The organism is Acinetobacter sp. YH16040_T, assembly GCF_024605785.1.
Classification (GTDB): domain Bacteria; phylum Pseudomonadota; class Gammaproteobacteria; order Pseudomonadales; family Moraxellaceae; genus Acinetobacter; species Acinetobacter amyesii.
The window spans coordinates 2545976-2562507 of record NZ_CP094541.1; the positions used below are offsets into that span (position 1 = coordinate 2545976).

Below are 16532 nucleotides of genomic sequence, written 5' to 3' on the forward strand. Positions count from 1 at the left end.
CAAATGGCTATTTTTTTGATGTGATGTGCACTTTGTATATTTAACAATCAGATTTCACACATGAAACTTTTGCATTACCTGATTCCTAGCCTCTTTGTATTGGCACTCACTGGCTGTGATTCTGCAACCAAAACACCTGCGACCACGACACCTACACCAGCCAAAGCACGTGAACCGGTGATCGCGATTGCGCTCGGTGGTGGCGGTGCCAAAGGTTTTGCTCATATTGGCGTGCTTAAAGTACTCGAATCACATGGTATTAAACCTAAGATTGTGACTGGGACCAGTGCGGGTAGTTTTGTCGGTAGCTTGTACGCCAGCGGTAAAACACCATATCAAATGCAGCAATTGGCCCTGAACTTTAAAGAGTCCGATATTCGTGACTTAACCTTAAATAGCCAAGGCATTATTCAAGGGCAAAAACTGCAAGACTTTGTCAATAAAAACGTCGGCAATAAATCAATTGAACAATTTCCAAAGCGCTTTGCTGCTGTAGCCACCCGTTTAGATAATGGCAGTAAAACTGAATTTAACCGTGGTAATGCCGGCCAAGCGGTACGTGCATCGTGCAGCATTCCGAATGTATTTGTACCTGCAACCATTGCAGGGGTGAAATATGTCGATGGTGGCTTAGTCAGCCCAATTCCAGTGAAAACGGCACGTGATATGGGTGCAGATATCGTGATTGCGGTGGATATTTCTGCGCGTCCTGATGGTAGCAAAGCCGTAAGCATGTTTGGTTTACTCGATCAAACCATTAACATTATGGGACAACAAAGTATTAATGAAGAACTAAAAAATGCCAATTTCGTGATTCAACCTAAAGTGGGACATATTGGCACACTCGATTTAAAGTCGAGCAATGCGACGATTTTAGAAGGTGAAAAAGCCGCACAGCTCAAAGTGAATAGCATTATTAAGGCGATCGATAACTTTAAACAGTCCCCTGCGGCCTTTAAACCAGCACCAAAAGCGAAAATATAATTCAACGATTTTTTTTATATTCATTGAGTTATACATCTGCTACATTGATATAGATACTGGTTCATCTATATCAATTCACCCTTATATAAGAGTAGATGTATGGAATTTATTTTAGAACCTTGGCACTGGTTTGTATTGGGCGTCGTTTTGATGCTTTTTGAACTGATTTTGCCGTCTTTTGCTGCGCTATGGTTTGGCGTTTCTGCAATTTTGGTTGGGATCTTATATTGGATCTTTCCATCCATGGACTTTAATGTCCAAATTGTGGTTTGGATTATTTTTGCCGTGCTCTGCACATTTTTGTGGTTCAAATTTATTAAGCCTTTATCCATTGATAAAACCAAAGCAGGTCTGTCGCGTGAAGCGACGATTGGCCAAGTGGGTATGGTGATTCAAACCCAGCTCAATCATGGCAGCGTTAAAGTTCGCTTCCCGATGCCTGTTTTAGGTTCAGACGAATGGCATTGCCGTACCCAAGATGCACTTCAAGTCGGTGATCGTGTTCGCGTGACCGATATTTTAGGCAATGATTTAGTCGTCCAACTGCACAGCAGCAACCACCCCACTGACAATCCATAAATAAGTGAGAAATGACATGTCTGGTGTTTCTATTGTTTTTTTAGCGCTCTTAGTTTTTGTAGCCGTCACCATTTTTAAAGGTGTCCGTATTGTTCCCCAAGGTTATAAATGGATTGTTCAGCGTTTAGGTAAATACCATACAACGCTCAATCCGGGACTGAACTTTGTGATTCCGTATGTCGATGAAGTGGCTTATAAAGTGACAACCAAAGATATCGTGTTAGATATTCCTTCTCAGGAAGTGATCACACGTGACAATGCGGTACTGCTGATGAATGCTGTGGCTTATATCAATTTAACCACGCCTGAAAAAGCAGTTTACGGTATTGAAAACTACACATGGGCGATTCAAAACTTAGTTCAAACCTCTTTACGTTCAATTGTCGGTGAAATGGACCTCGATGATGCACTTTCATCGCGTGATCATATTAAGGCTAAACTTAAAGCTGCTATTTCTGATGATATCTCTGACTGGGGTATTACGCTTAAAACTGTAGAAATTCAAGATATTAAACCTTCTCATACCATGCAGGCTGCAATGGAAGAGCAAGCAGCAGCGGAACGTCAACGTCGTGCGACTGTGACCAAGGCAGACGGTGAAAAACAAGCGGCTATTTTAGAAGCAGATGGTCGTTTAGAAGCCTCTCGTCGTGATGCAGAAGCTCAAGTTGTATTGGCAGAATCGTCACAGCGTGCAATTGAAATGGTGAGTTCAGCCGTCGGCGATAAAGAAATTCCAGTTGCGTACTTACTGGGTGAACAATACGTCAAAGCCATGCAAGATATGGCTAAATCTAATAATGCCAAAACTGTGGTATTACCTGCAGATGTACTGAATACGATTCGTGGTGTTATGGGTCGTAATAACTAAATCTTCACATTAATTAAAATGGGTCGTGATATACGGCCCATTTTTATGCCCAAAATAAAAAAGAAGGCAAAGTTTGTGAATTTATGTTTAAATTTCACGTTATTTTTTTGACGTTTTAGGACTTATCGTTCGATTTCACCTACTTGGCTTAGGCAAATCCCATTGAGTCCCCTAATTAAACGCAATTGTCCAACGCCAAAGCGGATACCGTATGAGCTCCCTGAATCCCACCCTAATTACCTTTCTTTTTTATATTGTCGCCATGGTCGTGATCGGTTTACTTGCATACCGTGCGACCAGTAACTTTTCTGACTACATTTTAGGTGGCCGCCGATTAGGGAGCTTTGTCACTGCCCTTTCTGCAGGTGCATCGGATATGAGTGGTTGGTTGCTCATGGGTCTTCCGGGGGCGATTTACCTTTCAGGTTTATCTGAAATGTGGATTGCAATTGGTCTGATCATTGGTGCTTGGCTCAACTGGTTACTTGTGGCAGGTCGTCTCCGTGTACATACCGAAGTTCAAAATAATGCCCTGACCCTACCTGACTATTTCTCAAATCGTTTTAACGATCAAAAGAAAATCTTACGTATCGTGTCTGCTGTGATTATTTTGATTTTCTTCGCAATTTACTGTGCTTCAGGCATGGTTGCAGGCGCTCGATTATTTGAAAGTATGTTTGGTATGTCGTATAGCACTGCGCTTTGGATCAGTGCCATTGCAACGGTGAGCTATGTGTTTATTGGTGGCTTCCTTGCTGTCAGTTGGACCGATACCATTCAAGCGGGCTTTATGATTTTTGCCTTGCTGCTGACACCTATCGTGGTCATGTTGTCGTTCTCGGATTTAACCCAGTTCACTCTGGCACTGGAAGCGGCACGCCCTCAAGCCATGGATGTATTTGCTGACTTAAGTTTTGTCGCAATCATGTCTTTATTAGCATGGGGCTTAGGCTATTTTGGTCAACCGCATATCTTAGTCCGCTTCATGGCAGCAGATTCTGTTAAATCGATTCCCAATGCACGTCGTATTGGTATGACATGGATGACGCTCTGCCTCTGTGGCGCAGTTGCAGCAGGCTTCTTCGGTATTGCTTATTTCCAACAGCATCCAGAACTGGCAGGTGTCGTTACAGCAAACCCTGAAACGGTCTTTATGGAATTGACTAAAATTCTATTTAACCCATGGGTTGCAGGTATCGTATTGGCTGCGATTTTAGCTGCAATCATGAGTACCCTCAGCTGTCAGCTTTTAGTCTGTTCAAGTACCTTAACTGAAGACTTTTATAAATCATTCTTACGTAAAAATGCCTCACAAAAAGAATTGGTTTGGGTCGGCCGTTTCATGGTGTTAATGATTGCGTTGCTTGCGATCTATATGGCGGGTAATCCTGACTCTAAAGTCCTTGGTCTCGTCGCATATGCATGGGCAGGCTTTGGTGCTGCATTTGGCCCACTGATTATCATGTCATTGTTCTGGAAACGTATGACATTGAACGGTGCTTTAGCCGGTATGGTGGTTGGTGCAGTCATGGTCATTCTATGGAAAAACCTGTGGGGCGATACAGGCGTTTATGAAATTATTCCGGGCTTCATCTGCTCACTACTTGCAATCATCATTGTAAGCTTAATGGGCAAAGCACCATCTGCTGAAGTCACTGAAAAGTTTGAAGAAGCAGATCGTATCTATAAAGAAAGTATTTAAGACCAATAGCACTTAAATTTAAGCTCTAAGTTTTAATATCTGCAAAAAAGGACGCCTAGCGTCCTTTTTTGTTTTTTATCATGTCATCCATTTTGATATTACTTAGATGTTTATTCACATCTGTCCCAAATGTACAAAATATAAAAATGCCCACAACACGTTACATGTGTGGGCTAATGTCTTTACTACGTCATATTAACTTTGACGATTTAATAAAAACTGCGTGATCTTGTGTAATTCTGCCGCATCTTCTGCAAAATAATCCAAAGCTTGAAGTGCTTGTGCATGTAATTCTTCTGCATATGCTTGCGCTTGATCAAGGCCCATTAACGCAGGATATGTGGATTTATCCACTTGTTGATCTTTACCCGCTGTTTTACCCAATGCTTCAGTGTCAGCAATAATATCTAAAATATCATCTTGCACCTGAAAGGCTAAACCAATCGCAAGACCAAATTCACGGAGTTTAGGAATGGCTTGATCTGTGCCATTAAATATTGTCACTGCCGCCATCATGATTGCGGCAGAAATTAAAGCACCAGTTTTATTTCGATGAATGTTTTCTAGTTCATCCTGACTGACATGCTTGCCTTCCGCTTGTAAGTCTAGAACTTGGCCATTGACCATTTTGGAACTTGCAGTCGCTAAAATTTGCATTTGCTTTAAGATGATCGGCGCTTCAACGGCTGGGCCTTGATCAAAGAGACGGCTGCCTAAAACTTCAAAAGCCATCGATTGTAAAATATCGCCAGCAAGTAAAGCCGTATCTTCACCAAAAGCCACATGACAGGTTGGTTGACCACGACGGAGTAAATCGTTGTCCATACACGGCAAATCATCGTGTGCCAATGAATAACAATGAATAAATTCAATCGCCACAGCAGCACGGCGTACGGCTGCAAAATTGGTATTGGGTTTTAACGCTGCTGTTGCATAACAAAGTGCCGGTCGAACGCGTTTTCCACCCAACATCACAGCATGATACACCGCCCCTTTTAAGGGTTCTGGAATTGAAAATGCATCAAGCGCTGTCAGTAAATCCTGCTGAATACGCTGCTGCGCTTCTGTCAGGGCATGTGTGGAAACGTCTGTTAAAGAAGACACATTCACCTCAAATACTTTAAATATTTAACTGCTTTGTTCATTAGCAAATCGACTGCCAATGTTTTCTGTCAATTTTGACCTGTTGCATCATACTGCTTTCTCAAATCTTTCTCTATGTTACGGCCTAAATCTATGTGTTTTTCCCACAGTCTGATGGTTTTTTAAATGTCGTTTCCTCAAATAGCGCCACATTTTGTCCATCATTAAAACAGGTACAATTTTTCGAGCCTTTCTTGGCTTGATACAAAGCCTGATCGGCACGTGCCAATGTTTCAAAAAATGACTCTGTACCATCCCACAAGGCCACTCCGCATGAGATACTCAGTTGTAGAGCTTTATCTGCATAATTCATCGAAGAAGCATAGATTTGCTCACAACATTGTTGAGCAATCGAACATGCAGTCGATATAGCCGTGCGTGGCAAAATCATTGCAAACTCTTCCCCACCCATGCGATATATTTGTGCATCTGCATGTTGACTAATTTGCATCCTTAAAAGCTGCGCACTTTTTCTTAAAACTTCATCGCCAAACGCATGACCGTAGATATCATTGATTTGCTTAAAATTGTCTAAGTCGAGCATCATCAAACAAATTTCATTGGCTTGTTCAACCGCGAAGCTTTTTTGCCACTGAGAAAGGTCTAAATCAAAACCTCGTCGATTTTTTATCCCTGTCAGATAATCAAAATGAACTTGTTGTTCGAGTTGTTGGTTATGTTTCAACAGCGATAATTCGAATTGCTTTAAATTCGTTATGTCCGCACAGCACAACAGCACATGTTCCAAATCGCCACTTTGTTGAAACTTAGGTTTGAGCGTGAACCAATAATGCCGTTCATTTTCACTATACATAAAGGGTTCAATGCTATCGTTCTCAAAACAGCGTAAATCAAACTCAGAACTTGTGGCTTTGGTCTTTTGCTGCATCTCAGACACGTGATTTAATACGATCTCTTGTAAGTCTGACTGAAATCGATGTTTAAATATTTGATTGGCGCATATCAGCTCAGCTGTGGCAGAAAATAACGCAGCAGGCATTGGCAACGCTTCTAATACAGCCAATTGTTCAGTAGGTAGGTCCGATTTTATTAAGTCTTTTTTAAGCATGGTTTCGCTACTTTTTTTCAGGGTAAAGCTACGCAAAATGCTAACAAAATTAATCTGGCATAAATCACAGAAACTTTCTAATATTAAATGCAGTTCATATTATATAAAAAGATATACCAATTCATGATTTGCTTATTCATATAAAAGATAAAGGCAAAAAAAAGCCCCTGCAAAGCAGAGGCTGATTTCAAATGAGATGTTAAATGCTTAATCCAAACTATCCGCAGGTATGCGCACCCAACCTTCCATTAAGACACGCGCACTTCGGCTCATTACGGCTTTTTTAACGACCCACTGACCATTTTCATAAATCGCTTGCGCACCTACACGTAACGTCCCAGATGGATGTCCGAAACGCACGGCTTCTCGCTCCCCACCACCCGCGGCTAAGTTCACAAGTGTCCCCGGTATCGCAGCTGCTGTACCAATGGCAACTGCCGCTGTGCCCATCATGGCATGATGCAGTTTCCCCATCGACAAGGCACGAACCAATAAGTCCGTATCTTGTTCTGAAATTTGTTTAGAACTCGAAGATGTATAAGCTTTCGGTTTTGAAACAAATGCAATCTTTGGTGTATGTTGACGTTGCTCTGCTTCAGCAATATCTGAAATCAAACCCATTTGCTGCGCACCATAAGCACGGATTTTTTCAAAACGGGCCAATGCCTTAGCATCACCGTTGATCGCATCTTGTAGTTCAGTGCCGACATAACCAATATCTTCTGCATTTAAGAAAATGGTTGGAATACCTGCATTAATAAATGTTGCAGGGAAACTGCCTTCATCGGGTACGGTTAAGGTATCGACCAAATTCCCTGTAGGGAACATAGCGCCGCCATCTTCACCATCATCTGCGGGGTCTAAAAATTCAATTTGAACTTCGGCTGCTGGGAAGGTCACACCATCTAGTTCAAAATCACCAGTTTCTTGTACTGCACCATCAGTAATAGGTACATGCGCAATAATGGTTTTTTGAATATTGGCTTGCCAAATACGAACCGTACATAAACCATTTTCAGGAATACGTGATGCCTCAACCAAACCATTTGAAATGGCAAATGCACCAACTGCTGCTGTTAGGTTTCCGCAGTTACCACTCCAGTCGACAAATGCTTTATCAATCGACACTTGTCCAAATAGATAGTCTACATCATGCTCAGGCTGTGAACTTTTTGCCAAAATCACGGTTTTACTGGTACTTGATGTCGCTCCACCCATCCCATCAATTTGTTTACCATAAGGATCTGGACTGCCAATCACACGTAATAAAAGTTGGTCGCGAACTTTTCCAGCTTGTTGTGCTGCAAGCGGCAAATCATCTAGCTTGAAAAATACACCTTTACTTGTACCACCACGCATATAAGTCGCTGCAATTTTAATTTGGGGAGCAAAACTCATTTTTATTGAATCCTTAATCTTTATCATTGTGTTTTGGCAGAGCATTCTTTTCTGCGCTTTTGCATCATACAATGTTTAATTGAAGTTTTAACAATCACATGACTTAAGTATAAAAAAACAACATTCGATACCTTTTCTATATAAAGCCAAGCATCAGAATTTCAATTAAAATAAAATTAATCTATTGATTCATAAATTTTTAATTCAGCATTTAAAACCAAAAATAGGTTATTAAACCTATAAATATTTTTCATAAATTTTGAGCTACTAGGCTATTCATTCTCTATACATTACAATTACCAAAATTAAACCATTCTCGGGAAGAGTAACTTGACTACCAATTCCTCCGAACTCAAGCGTGGCTTAAAGAATCGTCATATTCAATTGATTGCCATGGGTGGTGCAATTGGTACAGGCTTATTCTTGGGCTCAGCGCATGTGATTCAATCTGCTGGACCATCCATTATTCTCGGCTACGCCATTGGCGGTCTGATCGCCTTTCTAATTATGCGTCAGTTGGGTGAAATGATCGTCCATGAACCTGTAGCGGGTTCATTTAGCCATTTTGCATATAAATATTGGGGGAAATTTCCAGGTTTCTTAACAGGTTGGAACTACTGGATTCTCTATATTTTAGTGGCTATGACAGAACTCACCGCTGTTGCGAAATACATCAATTATTGGTGGCCTCATATTCCAGCGTGGGCATCTGTACTGTTCTTCTTCGTGATCATTACTTTAGTAAACTTAGGTAATGTGAAGTTTTATGGTGAATCAGAGTTTTGGCTGTCGATTATTAAAGTCACTGCGGTTATTTCGATGATCGTATTTGGTTTGTATTTGCTACTTACTGCAGATGCCAATTCAACAGCATCATTTACCAACTTATGGAGTCAGGGCGGCTTCTTCCCAAATGGTTTTGAAGGCTTATTCTTCATGCTGGCATTCTTGATGTTCGCCTTCGGTGGTATTGAACTGATTGGTATGGCGGCAGCGGAAGCTGAAAATCCAAAAGAAACTATTCCTAAAGCGATTAACCAAGTTGTTTTTCGTATTTTGATTTTCTACGTGGGTTCTTTGACTATTCTATTATCACTTGTGCCATGGAATCAGCTTGAACTTGGTGGTCTAGACAAAAGTCCATTTGTGATGATCTTTAGCCAACTGGGTATTGATTGGGCTGCACATTTACTGAACTTCATTATTTTAACTGCAGCACTGTCTGTTTATAACAGCGGTATGTATGCCAATAGCCGTATGCTTTACAGCTTGGCGAAGCAAGGTAATGCTCCAAAAGTTTTCGCTAAAACCAACAAAAGTGGCGTGCCAATTCCAGCGGTATTACTTTCTGCAGTCCTGATTTTCGGTTGCGTACTCTTAAACTACTTCGTACCTGAAGATGCGCTTGGTCACTTAATGTATGTGGTGGTTGGTGCACTTGTCCTTAACTGGGCGATGATTACCATGACTCACTTACAGTTCCGTCGTGCAAAACGTATTTTGAATTTTACAACGTCTTATCCTGCACTTTGGGCACCAGTCAGCAACTACATCGTTCTGATCTTTATTGCTTTAGTTCTCTTTATTATGTGGACTCAGGGCTTTATGGAATCTGTTCTAATGATCCCTGTTTGGATTACAGTCATGTTATTAATGTTTAACTATCTTAATCCTAAAGATTTGAGCGACATTGACCCCAATGAAGTTCATAAAGACTAAGTAATTTAAAAAGTTATTGTTTCGGCAATAACTTTTTTTTTAGCTAAAATAGGAGTACATTAGCCTCCGTCTTGCGCTCTTAGCTTAACTGGATAGAGCAGTTGCCTCCTAAGCGACCGACGTGGGTTCGAGTCCCGCAGAGCGCACAATTTCTGAGATATCCCTCCTCCCTGTATTTGTAATCCCCCATATACCAATAAATATAAAGAAAGAACCTTTCACACTAAAAACCCATCAATTACAGTTTTTAACTTAGTTATTGTTTTTACAAAGATTACTGTTCAAAGACTATTTTTAAGAACAGTTAAATAGCGCTTTAAAATGTGCTAACCACCTACCTCTCAATGCAAAAAACGACACATAGTATGGTCCATAAGGCCAAAAAATCAATTTATGACTGCTCATATCAAAATTTTTTCAATTTTTTTCTAGGTTTAGAAAATAATGCGCTAAATGAAAATATTAAATAATAATCAAAATGTTATATATACTAATTAGTACTTTTACTCTAAAAATAGCAACTTTTAGCCATATTTTTCAATCTAGAGCATTTACTCTTATTTTAATTGTGCTATTTTTGTCACATGGAGTAACAATTAAGCCTAAGAGTATTAAGAAGTTTTCCATAACGAATATATGCAGTAACCATAAAAATCAAATTCGTATCTCAAGGAATGACGAAGAATGAAATTAAAAACTTTAGCTACAGCCATGATTCTTGCTTCAGTTCCAATGACAGGTGCTTTTGCAGCAGCACTAGATCGTTCAGGACAATCTATTTCTGCATTTTTACAACCAGGGAACTATTTTGAAGCAGGTATTTCGGTTTTAGATCCGAATGTTTCAGGGAAGATGAACAGCACTGCACCTGCTAGCAACCCAACATTAGGAGCTCTTGCTAATACATCACTAGATGACATGGCGGGTGATTACTATTTTCCACAAGCAGCATTAAAATTACAGCTAACTGATAATTTTTCTTTTGGTTTACTATATGATCAACCTTTTGGTGCAGAAGCTAAATATAGTGCAACAGATCAAACACTACCAGTTGCAGGTAACCCTGGCGCATTCCAATTAATGGGCGAAACAACGGAAGTCGAAGTTAACACTCAAAATATCTCGATGATATTAGGTTTTCAACCAATTGAAAATTTTAACATATACGGCGGTGGTGTTTATCAAACAGTAAAAGGTGATGTTCAACTACGCGGTATTGCATATGGAGCAAACCAAGCTCTCGGTTTATATAATGCAAATATGAAAGAAGATAGTGCCGTTGGTTGGTTAGCAGGATTAGCGTACCAAATCCCAGAAATTGCTTTAAAAGCATCTATTACTTACCGTTCTGAGATTGATCACGAAGCTGCAACCACTGAAACTGGAAGCAGTGCTCTACTAGACGGTGCTTTTTCAACGCGTGCTGACACTAAGATCACCACACCGCAGTCTGTTAACCTTGATTTTCAAACTGGTATCATGGCCGACACTGTCGCATTTGCAAATGTACGTTGGGTAGATTGGTCAAATTTTGCAATTCGCCCAACCGCTTTTGGTAAAGCATCTGAAAAATTAGGTGCCCTTGATCGTGGTCCTGTTGGTGGATTTGACCTTGTTGCTTATTCTGACGATCAAATCAATGCTACAGTTGGTATAGGTCGTAAATTGAGTGAACAATGGGCTGGTAACGTTTCTGTAGGTTGGGATTCTGGTGCAGGCAACCCTGTATCAACACTTGGTCCTACTGAAGGCTACTGGAACGTTGGCTTAGGTTTACAATTCAGCCCAGCGCCTAACTACTTTATCGCAGGTGGTGTTAAATACTTCATGTTAGGTGATGCTGAAGCACAACCTGCATCAATGTTTGGTACAAATGAATCAGTAGCATCATTTGAAGATAACGATGCTTGGGCATACGGTTTAAAAATCGGTTACCGGTTCTAATTTAAATATGATTCGGGCCATAGTTCGCTATGGCCCTAACTTTTTATTCTTTCCCTATCTTGTTTGATCAAACAATAAACATTTAAATTTACTAAAACATTTATCAAAAACTAAGCTTTTTACTCTAATTTTTCATTTAAAAATCATAAAGATAATTATCAATCACTAGAATAAATACTCTAGTCATGCTCATTTTTTAACTTCCCTAGTTCAATTTTAGAGTAGCAACTCTTATTTACTGTTTTTCTATTTATGTTACTTTCCACACATTGAAATAACATCAAAAGTTACAAACAGGGAAAAGTATGCGCTTAAATCACCTTAGCTACGCAATTTTACTTACCGCTTTACCAACAGCATCATTATTTGCAGCGGGTCTAGATCGTTCAGGTCAGTCTATTTCAGCATTCTTACAACCTGGTAACTATGCAGAAGCAGGTATCACTGTTCTAGATGCAGAAGTAAAGTCAAATGAACTTAATGTCGATGACATGGCGAAGTCATATTACTTCCCTTCCGCTGCTGTCAAAGTACAAGCGACTGACAAAATTTCACTAGGTTTAATTTACGACCAACCATACGGTGCAGAAGCTGAATATGATGCTGCATCGCAAGTATTTGGTAATGGTGCTCAAGGTACATCTGTAGATGTTAAAACTGAAAGCTTAACTGCCCTAATTGGTTACCAACCAAACGAAAATTGGAACTTTTATGCAGGTCCAGTTTGGCAAACTGTAGAAGCCAATATCAAACTACGTGGTGCTGCTTATGGTGGTAATGACAAACTTGGTACTTATAACATCGAAATGGAACGTGAAGAAGCTTATGGCTGGTTAGCAGGTGTTGCTTATTCGATTCCTGAAATTGCATTAAAAGCGGCTATTACCTACCGCTCTGAAATTGAACATAATACAAAATCCAATGAAACGCTTCTACCGTATCTATCTTTAAGTGCGCTGACATCATCTGTTGATGCAACAACACCTCAATCAGTTAACTTAGATTTCCAAACAGGTATTGCTAAAGATACGCTAGCATTTGCCAATGTTCGTTGGGTACATTGGAGCCAGTTTGCGGTTAAACCAACTTTACTTGGTAACGTAAGTTCAATTCCAGCACCTCATGTCCGTCAAAATCTTATTGATTACTCAGACGACCAATGGTCAGCTAATGTTGGTGTAGGCCATAAATTTAACAGCAAATGGTCTGGTTCTGCATCTGTAGGTTACGATTCGGGTGCTGGCAACCCTATTACGACTTTAGGCCCTGTTGAAGGGAATTGGAGTGTTGGCTTAGGTGGTCAATATAGCCCAGCAGAAAACTATTTTATTCAAGCTGGCGTAAAATATTTTTGGTTGGGTGATGCCACTGCACGTACGGGTACAACAGACGTTGGTGAATTTGAAGACAACTATGCTTTGGGTTATGGTCTAAAATTCGGCTACCGCTTCTAAATCAATGCACTGTTAAAACCGCATAAATAACAAAGGGCATCAAATGATGCCCTTTGTTGTACTCAGCTTCAGATTAAGCTGGAATATCACGTACCGAAGCACCACGAATTGCTTCTTTTAATGCTTCATAACCATTAATTGCAGGGAATTGTGGGAATTCTGCAATCACATTTTCAGGTGCATCAAATAAGAAACCCGCATCTGCTTCACTAAGCATCGTCGTATCGTTATAAGAATCACCTGCTGCAATCACCCGGAAGTTTAACCCATGCAATGCTTGAACGGCTTTACGCTTTTGATCAGGTTGACGAAGCTTATAAGCTGAGATCATACCATTTTCATCAGTTTCTAATTTGTGGCAGAAAATCGTTGGCCAACCAAGTTGCTGCATTAATGGATGTGCAAACTCATAGAAAGTATCTGAAAGAATAATCAATTGAAAATGAGTACGCACCCACTCTACAAACTCTTTTGCACCTTCAAATGGCCCCATATCTGCGATTACGTCTTGAATATCGTTTAAACCCAAACCGTGTTGTTTTAGGATATTTAAACGCTGAGTCATCAACACATCGTAATCTGGAATGTCACGAGTCGTTGCTTCAAGTTCTTTAATGCCTGTTTTTTTCGCAAAATTAATCCAAATTTCAGGTACTAAAACCCCTTCTAGATCTAAACAAACGACTTCCATGCACTCTACCCTCTGTTATGTGAAAAAAATTTTTCATTATCATAGCGGAAGAATAAAAAAATGCATTGTTCTTTTTTAAATCTATTTTTTTCATAAGTATCTATTTTTTAGTGATAAGTGTGTTTTAGCATTTCCATTAAAATAGTTCTGAAATAAATTAATATAGGTTTTAACGTTCCAAGCCTATAGCCAGGACATTCATGACTACCATCCCTACTATTGACCTTGTCGATGCACTTGCATCTGAATATGCAGATAAATCACCTTCTGAGATTATGAAACTTGCGCTTAGCCAGCAAGGTGAAGTTGCGATTTCCTTTTCTGGTGCAGAAGATGTTGTACTGATTGATCTTGCATCAAACTTAGGGATTCCTTTTCGTGTATTTAGTTTAGATACCGGTCGCTTACACCCTGAAACTTACCAATTTTTAGATACTGTCCGTAAACATTATAAAATTGATATTGAAATCTGTTTCCCAGAAAGTGATGCCGTACAAAAACTGGTAACAGAAAAGGGCTTTTTTAGCTTCTATCAAGATGAACATAAAGAATGCTGTGGTATCCGTAAAGTACAACCTTTGCGTAAAAAACTAGCCACTTTAGATGGCTGGATCACAGGTCAACGTAAAGACCAAAGCCCAGGCACACGTAATGAAATTCCAGTGGTACAAGCTGACCCAGGTTTTTCAGGTCCGGGCAAGCAATTGATTAAATATAATCCTTTGGCAAACTGGTCTAGCGCTGATGTATGGAACTATATCCGTCTCATGGAAATTCCATATAATCCACTACACGAACGTGGCTTTATCTCGATTGGCTGTGAACCATGTACTCGACCTGTTTTACCGAATCAACACGAACGTGAAGGTCGCTGGTGGTGGGAAGATGCAACCCATAAAGAATGCGGCTTACACGCAGGCAACATGAAAAAATAAAGATCACAAAACCACTGCATAGCAGTGGTTTTTTTCAACGCATCGATACACATAATTCCGTATCATTTCAACGTAAAAACGCTATACTGCAAATGACAATTTAATAATTCTAACAATGCTACTCATACATGAGCAGCTGTAGAAATTGCAGTGAGGCAATCAACGCTATGCGTCCATTACATCCTATTGATTTCATATTCTTAAATTTAGAGAAACGGCAACAACCGATGCACGTAGGTGGTCTATTTTTATTTCAGATCCCTGACAATGCACCAGATACTTTTATTCAAGATTTAGTCGCAGATATTCGTAATTCAAAATCCATTCCTATTCCTCCTTTTAACAATAAACTCAACGGCTTCTTTTGGGATGAAGACGAAGAGTTTGATTTAGATCATCACTTCCGCCATATCGCACTGCCGCATCCCGGTCGTATCCGTGAACTTTTGACTTATATTTCACAGGAACACAGTGCGCTGATTGACCGTGCAAAACCGCTTTGGACCTGCCATATTATTGAAGGCATTGAAGGCAATCGTTTTGCGATGTACTTCAAAATCCACCACGCGATGGTCGATGGCATTGCAGGTATGCGTTTAGTTGAAAAATCACTTTCGCATGATCCAGATGCTAAAAGAATTGTGCCACCATGGTGTGTAGAAGGCCCTCGTGCAAAACGCCTGAAACAGCCTAAATCCAGTCGTATGAAAGGTCTGTTATCGACCATTAAGGGACAACTTGACTCAACTCCACGAGTTTTGTACGAACTGTCACAAACAGTAATGAAAGATATGGGGCGTAACCCAGATTATGTGTCTAGTTTCCAAGCGCCGAGTTCAATATTAAACCAACGGGTTAGTTCTTCTCGTCGTTTCGCTGCTCAGTCTTTTGAATTTTCACGTTTGTCACATATTGCCAAGTCACTCGGCGTAACAATTAACGATATTGTGCTCGCAATTTGTTCAGGCGCATTACGTGAGTATTTAATTACACAAAATGCTTTACCTAAAAAGCCATTAATTGCCATGGTGCCTGCATCTGTGCGTACCGATGATTCAGATATGTCTAACCGTATTACCATGATTTTGGCCAATCTTGGAACCCATAAAGAAGATCCACTAGAACGGTTGAAGATTGTGCGTCGTAGCGTGCTCAATGCCAAAGAGCGCTTTAAGCGTATGAACTCGAATCAAATTTTAAACTACAGTGCTTTTGTCTACAGTGCAGCAGGTTTGAATATTGCTTCAGGCTTTATGCCAAAACGTCAGGCCTTTAACTTGGTCATTTCGAATGTTCCCGGCCCACAAGAGCCGTTATATTGGAATGGTGCACGTTTAGAAGCGCTCTACCCTGCGTCCATTGTTTTGGATGGTCAAGCGCTTAATATCACCATGACCAGCTATTTAGATAAGCTTGAAGTGGGTTTAACGGCATGTCGTAATGCGCTGCCAAAAATGCAAAATTTACTCACGCATTTGGAAGAAGAAATTCAACGATTTGAAACTATTGTGAACCAAGATTCCCCAAAGTTACAGGCGGTTAGCTAACCGCCTGTTTCTAGATTTGGTATCAATTCATCAGCATCTTGAACCATACATAATGATAAAAACCCGTCTAAATTAAACAATCTAGACGGGTTTTTATCATTTGAACTTTGAGTGATTTTTTGGAGCAATTTACGTGTATAAGCTAAAATTTAGGTGAACAAATCCGTTGTTATTGTTTAATTATGACTTGTAGATACGAACTGATAATTAAGTTTATTTTCCATTATTTATAAAATTTTAGCGCATTAAATATTTTAGAATTGCGCGTTAGCACTTTAACCCTCTGGATTACATTATTTATATTTCAATATTTAAGCTTTGATAGCTCGGCACTGTTTAAGTAACTGATGACAAGCAGAACGAATCATAGACGCTGTAATTTGAACTTCATTACCACGTTCATCCACGATATAACCTGAATGGATCGCTTTTGCTTCAACAACAGTTTTAAGACCACTTTTCATTACTGTTTTACTAACACCCATAGTACACCTCT

General features: G+C 39.9%; 14 protein-coding genes and 1 tRNA gene. 10 read left to right on the forward strand and 5 right to left on the reverse strand.

The genetic code is table 11. The features are described from left to right. Positions 1 to 60 precede the first annotated feature (60 nt). From MST16_RS12475 to putP, 4 genes are all read left to right on the forward strand, one after another. A complete protein-coding gene (locus MST16_RS12475; protein ID WP_078189967.1) occupies positions 61 to 984 on the forward strand; it encodes a patatin-like phospholipase family protein in 924 nt (307 codons plus the stop codon). 99 nt (positions 985 to 1083) lie between these two features. After that, complete coding sequence (locus tag MST16_RS12480) at positions 1084 to 1563, forward strand: NfeD family protein (protein WP_111885593.1); 480 nt, start codon at positions 1084 to 1086, stop codon at positions 1561 to 1563. A gap of 16 nt (positions 1564 to 1579) precedes the next feature. Continuing rightward, a complete protein-coding gene (locus MST16_RS12485) occupies positions 1580 to 2434 on the forward strand; it encodes an SPFH domain-containing protein (RefSeq protein ID WP_078189969.1) in 855 nt (284 codons plus the stop codon). A gap of 211 nt (positions 2435 to 2645) precedes the next feature. Further along, positions 2646 to 4136: a sodium/proline symporter PutP gene (gene putP, locus MST16_RS12490; RefSeq protein ID WP_180010084.1), complete on the forward strand. Its 1491-nt coding sequence runs from the start codon at positions 2646 to 2648 to the stop codon at positions 4134 to 4136. 195 nt (positions 4137 to 4331) lie between these two features. Here the strand turns inward: putP and MST16_RS12495 are convergent, their stop codons facing one another. The 3 genes from MST16_RS12495 to prpF all read right to left on the reverse strand — a co-directional run bounded on the left by MST16_RS12495 (position 4332) and on the right by prpF (position 7746). Further along, entirely contained in the window at positions 4332 to 5240 is a 909-nt protein-coding gene (locus tag MST16_RS12495; protein ID WP_180010083.1) for a polyprenyl synthetase family protein, read from the reverse strand. 130 nt (positions 5241 to 5370) lie between these two features. After that, the gene (locus MST16_RS12500; protein WP_180092066.1) at positions 5371 to 6348 is read right to left on the reverse strand and encodes a GGDEF domain-containing protein; all 978 of its coding nucleotides are present in this window, start codon (positions 6346 to 6348) and stop codon (positions 5371 to 5373) included. A gap of 207 nt (positions 6349 to 6555) precedes the next feature. Next, a complete protein-coding gene (gene prpF / locus MST16_RS12505; protein WP_168379031.1) occupies positions 6556 to 7746 on the reverse strand; it encodes a 2-methylaconitate cis-trans isomerase PrpF in 1191 nt (396 codons plus the stop codon). A 330-nt stretch (positions 7747 to 8076) separates the two neighbouring features. Here prpF and MST16_RS12510 point away from each other — a divergent pair, with 330 nt between their 5' ends. From MST16_RS12510 to MST16_RS12525, 4 genes are all read left to right on the forward strand, one after another. Next, on the forward strand, positions 8077 to 9465 hold the full coding sequence (locus MST16_RS12510; protein ID WP_078189974.1) for an amino acid permease: 1389 nt from the start codon (positions 8077 to 8079) through the stop codon (positions 9463 to 9465). A 73-nt stretch (positions 9466 to 9538) separates the two neighbouring features. After that, positions 9539 to 9611 (forward strand) — tRNA-Arg (locus tag MST16_RS12515). A 538-nt stretch (positions 9612 to 10149) separates the two neighbouring features. Continuing rightward, the gene (locus tag MST16_RS12520; protein ID WP_180010081.1) at positions 10150 to 11409 is read left to right on the forward strand and encodes an OmpP1/FadL family transporter; all 1260 of its coding nucleotides are present in this window, start codon (positions 10150 to 10152) and stop codon (positions 11407 to 11409) included. Positions 11410 to 11714: 305 nt separating this feature from the next. Continuing rightward, entirely contained in the window at positions 11715 to 12863 is a 1149-nt protein-coding gene (locus tag MST16_RS12525) for an OmpP1/FadL family transporter (RefSeq protein ID WP_180010080.1), read from the forward strand. A 73-nt stretch (positions 12864 to 12936) separates the two neighbouring features. Here MST16_RS12525 and thrH read toward each other — a convergent pair whose 3' ends face one another. After that, positions 12937 to 13554 carry a bifunctional phosphoserine phosphatase/homoserine phosphotransferase ThrH gene (gene thrH, locus MST16_RS12530; protein WP_180010079.1) on the reverse strand — a complete coding sequence of 206 codons (618 nt, stop codon included), beginning with the start codon at positions 13552 to 13554 and terminating at the stop codon, positions 12937 to 12939. A 200-nt stretch (positions 13555 to 13754) separates the two neighbouring features. Between thrH and MST16_RS12535 the strand changes: the two genes are divergently transcribed. Both MST16_RS12535 and MST16_RS12540 read left to right on the forward strand, forming a co-directional pair. After that, a complete protein-coding gene (locus tag MST16_RS12535; RefSeq protein WP_168379034.1) occupies positions 13755 to 14489 on the forward strand; it encodes a phosphoadenylyl-sulfate reductase in 735 nt (244 codons plus the stop codon). Positions 14490 to 14656: 167 nt separating this feature from the next. Next, positions 14657 to 16036 (forward strand): wax ester/triacylglycerol synthase family O-acyltransferase, encoded by a 1380-nt coding sequence (locus MST16_RS12540; RefSeq protein ID WP_168379035.1) that lies wholly within the window; start codon positions 14657 to 14659, stop codon positions 16034 to 16036. Between the two features lie 311 nt (positions 16037 to 16347). Here MST16_RS12540 and MST16_RS12545 read toward each other — a convergent pair whose 3' ends face one another. Next, positions 16348 to 16521: a PA1571 family protein gene (locus MST16_RS12545; RefSeq protein WP_168379036.1), complete on the reverse strand. Its 174-nt coding sequence runs from the start codon at positions 16519 to 16521 to the stop codon at positions 16348 to 16350. Between the last annotated feature and the right edge of the window lie 11 nt (positions 16522 to 16532).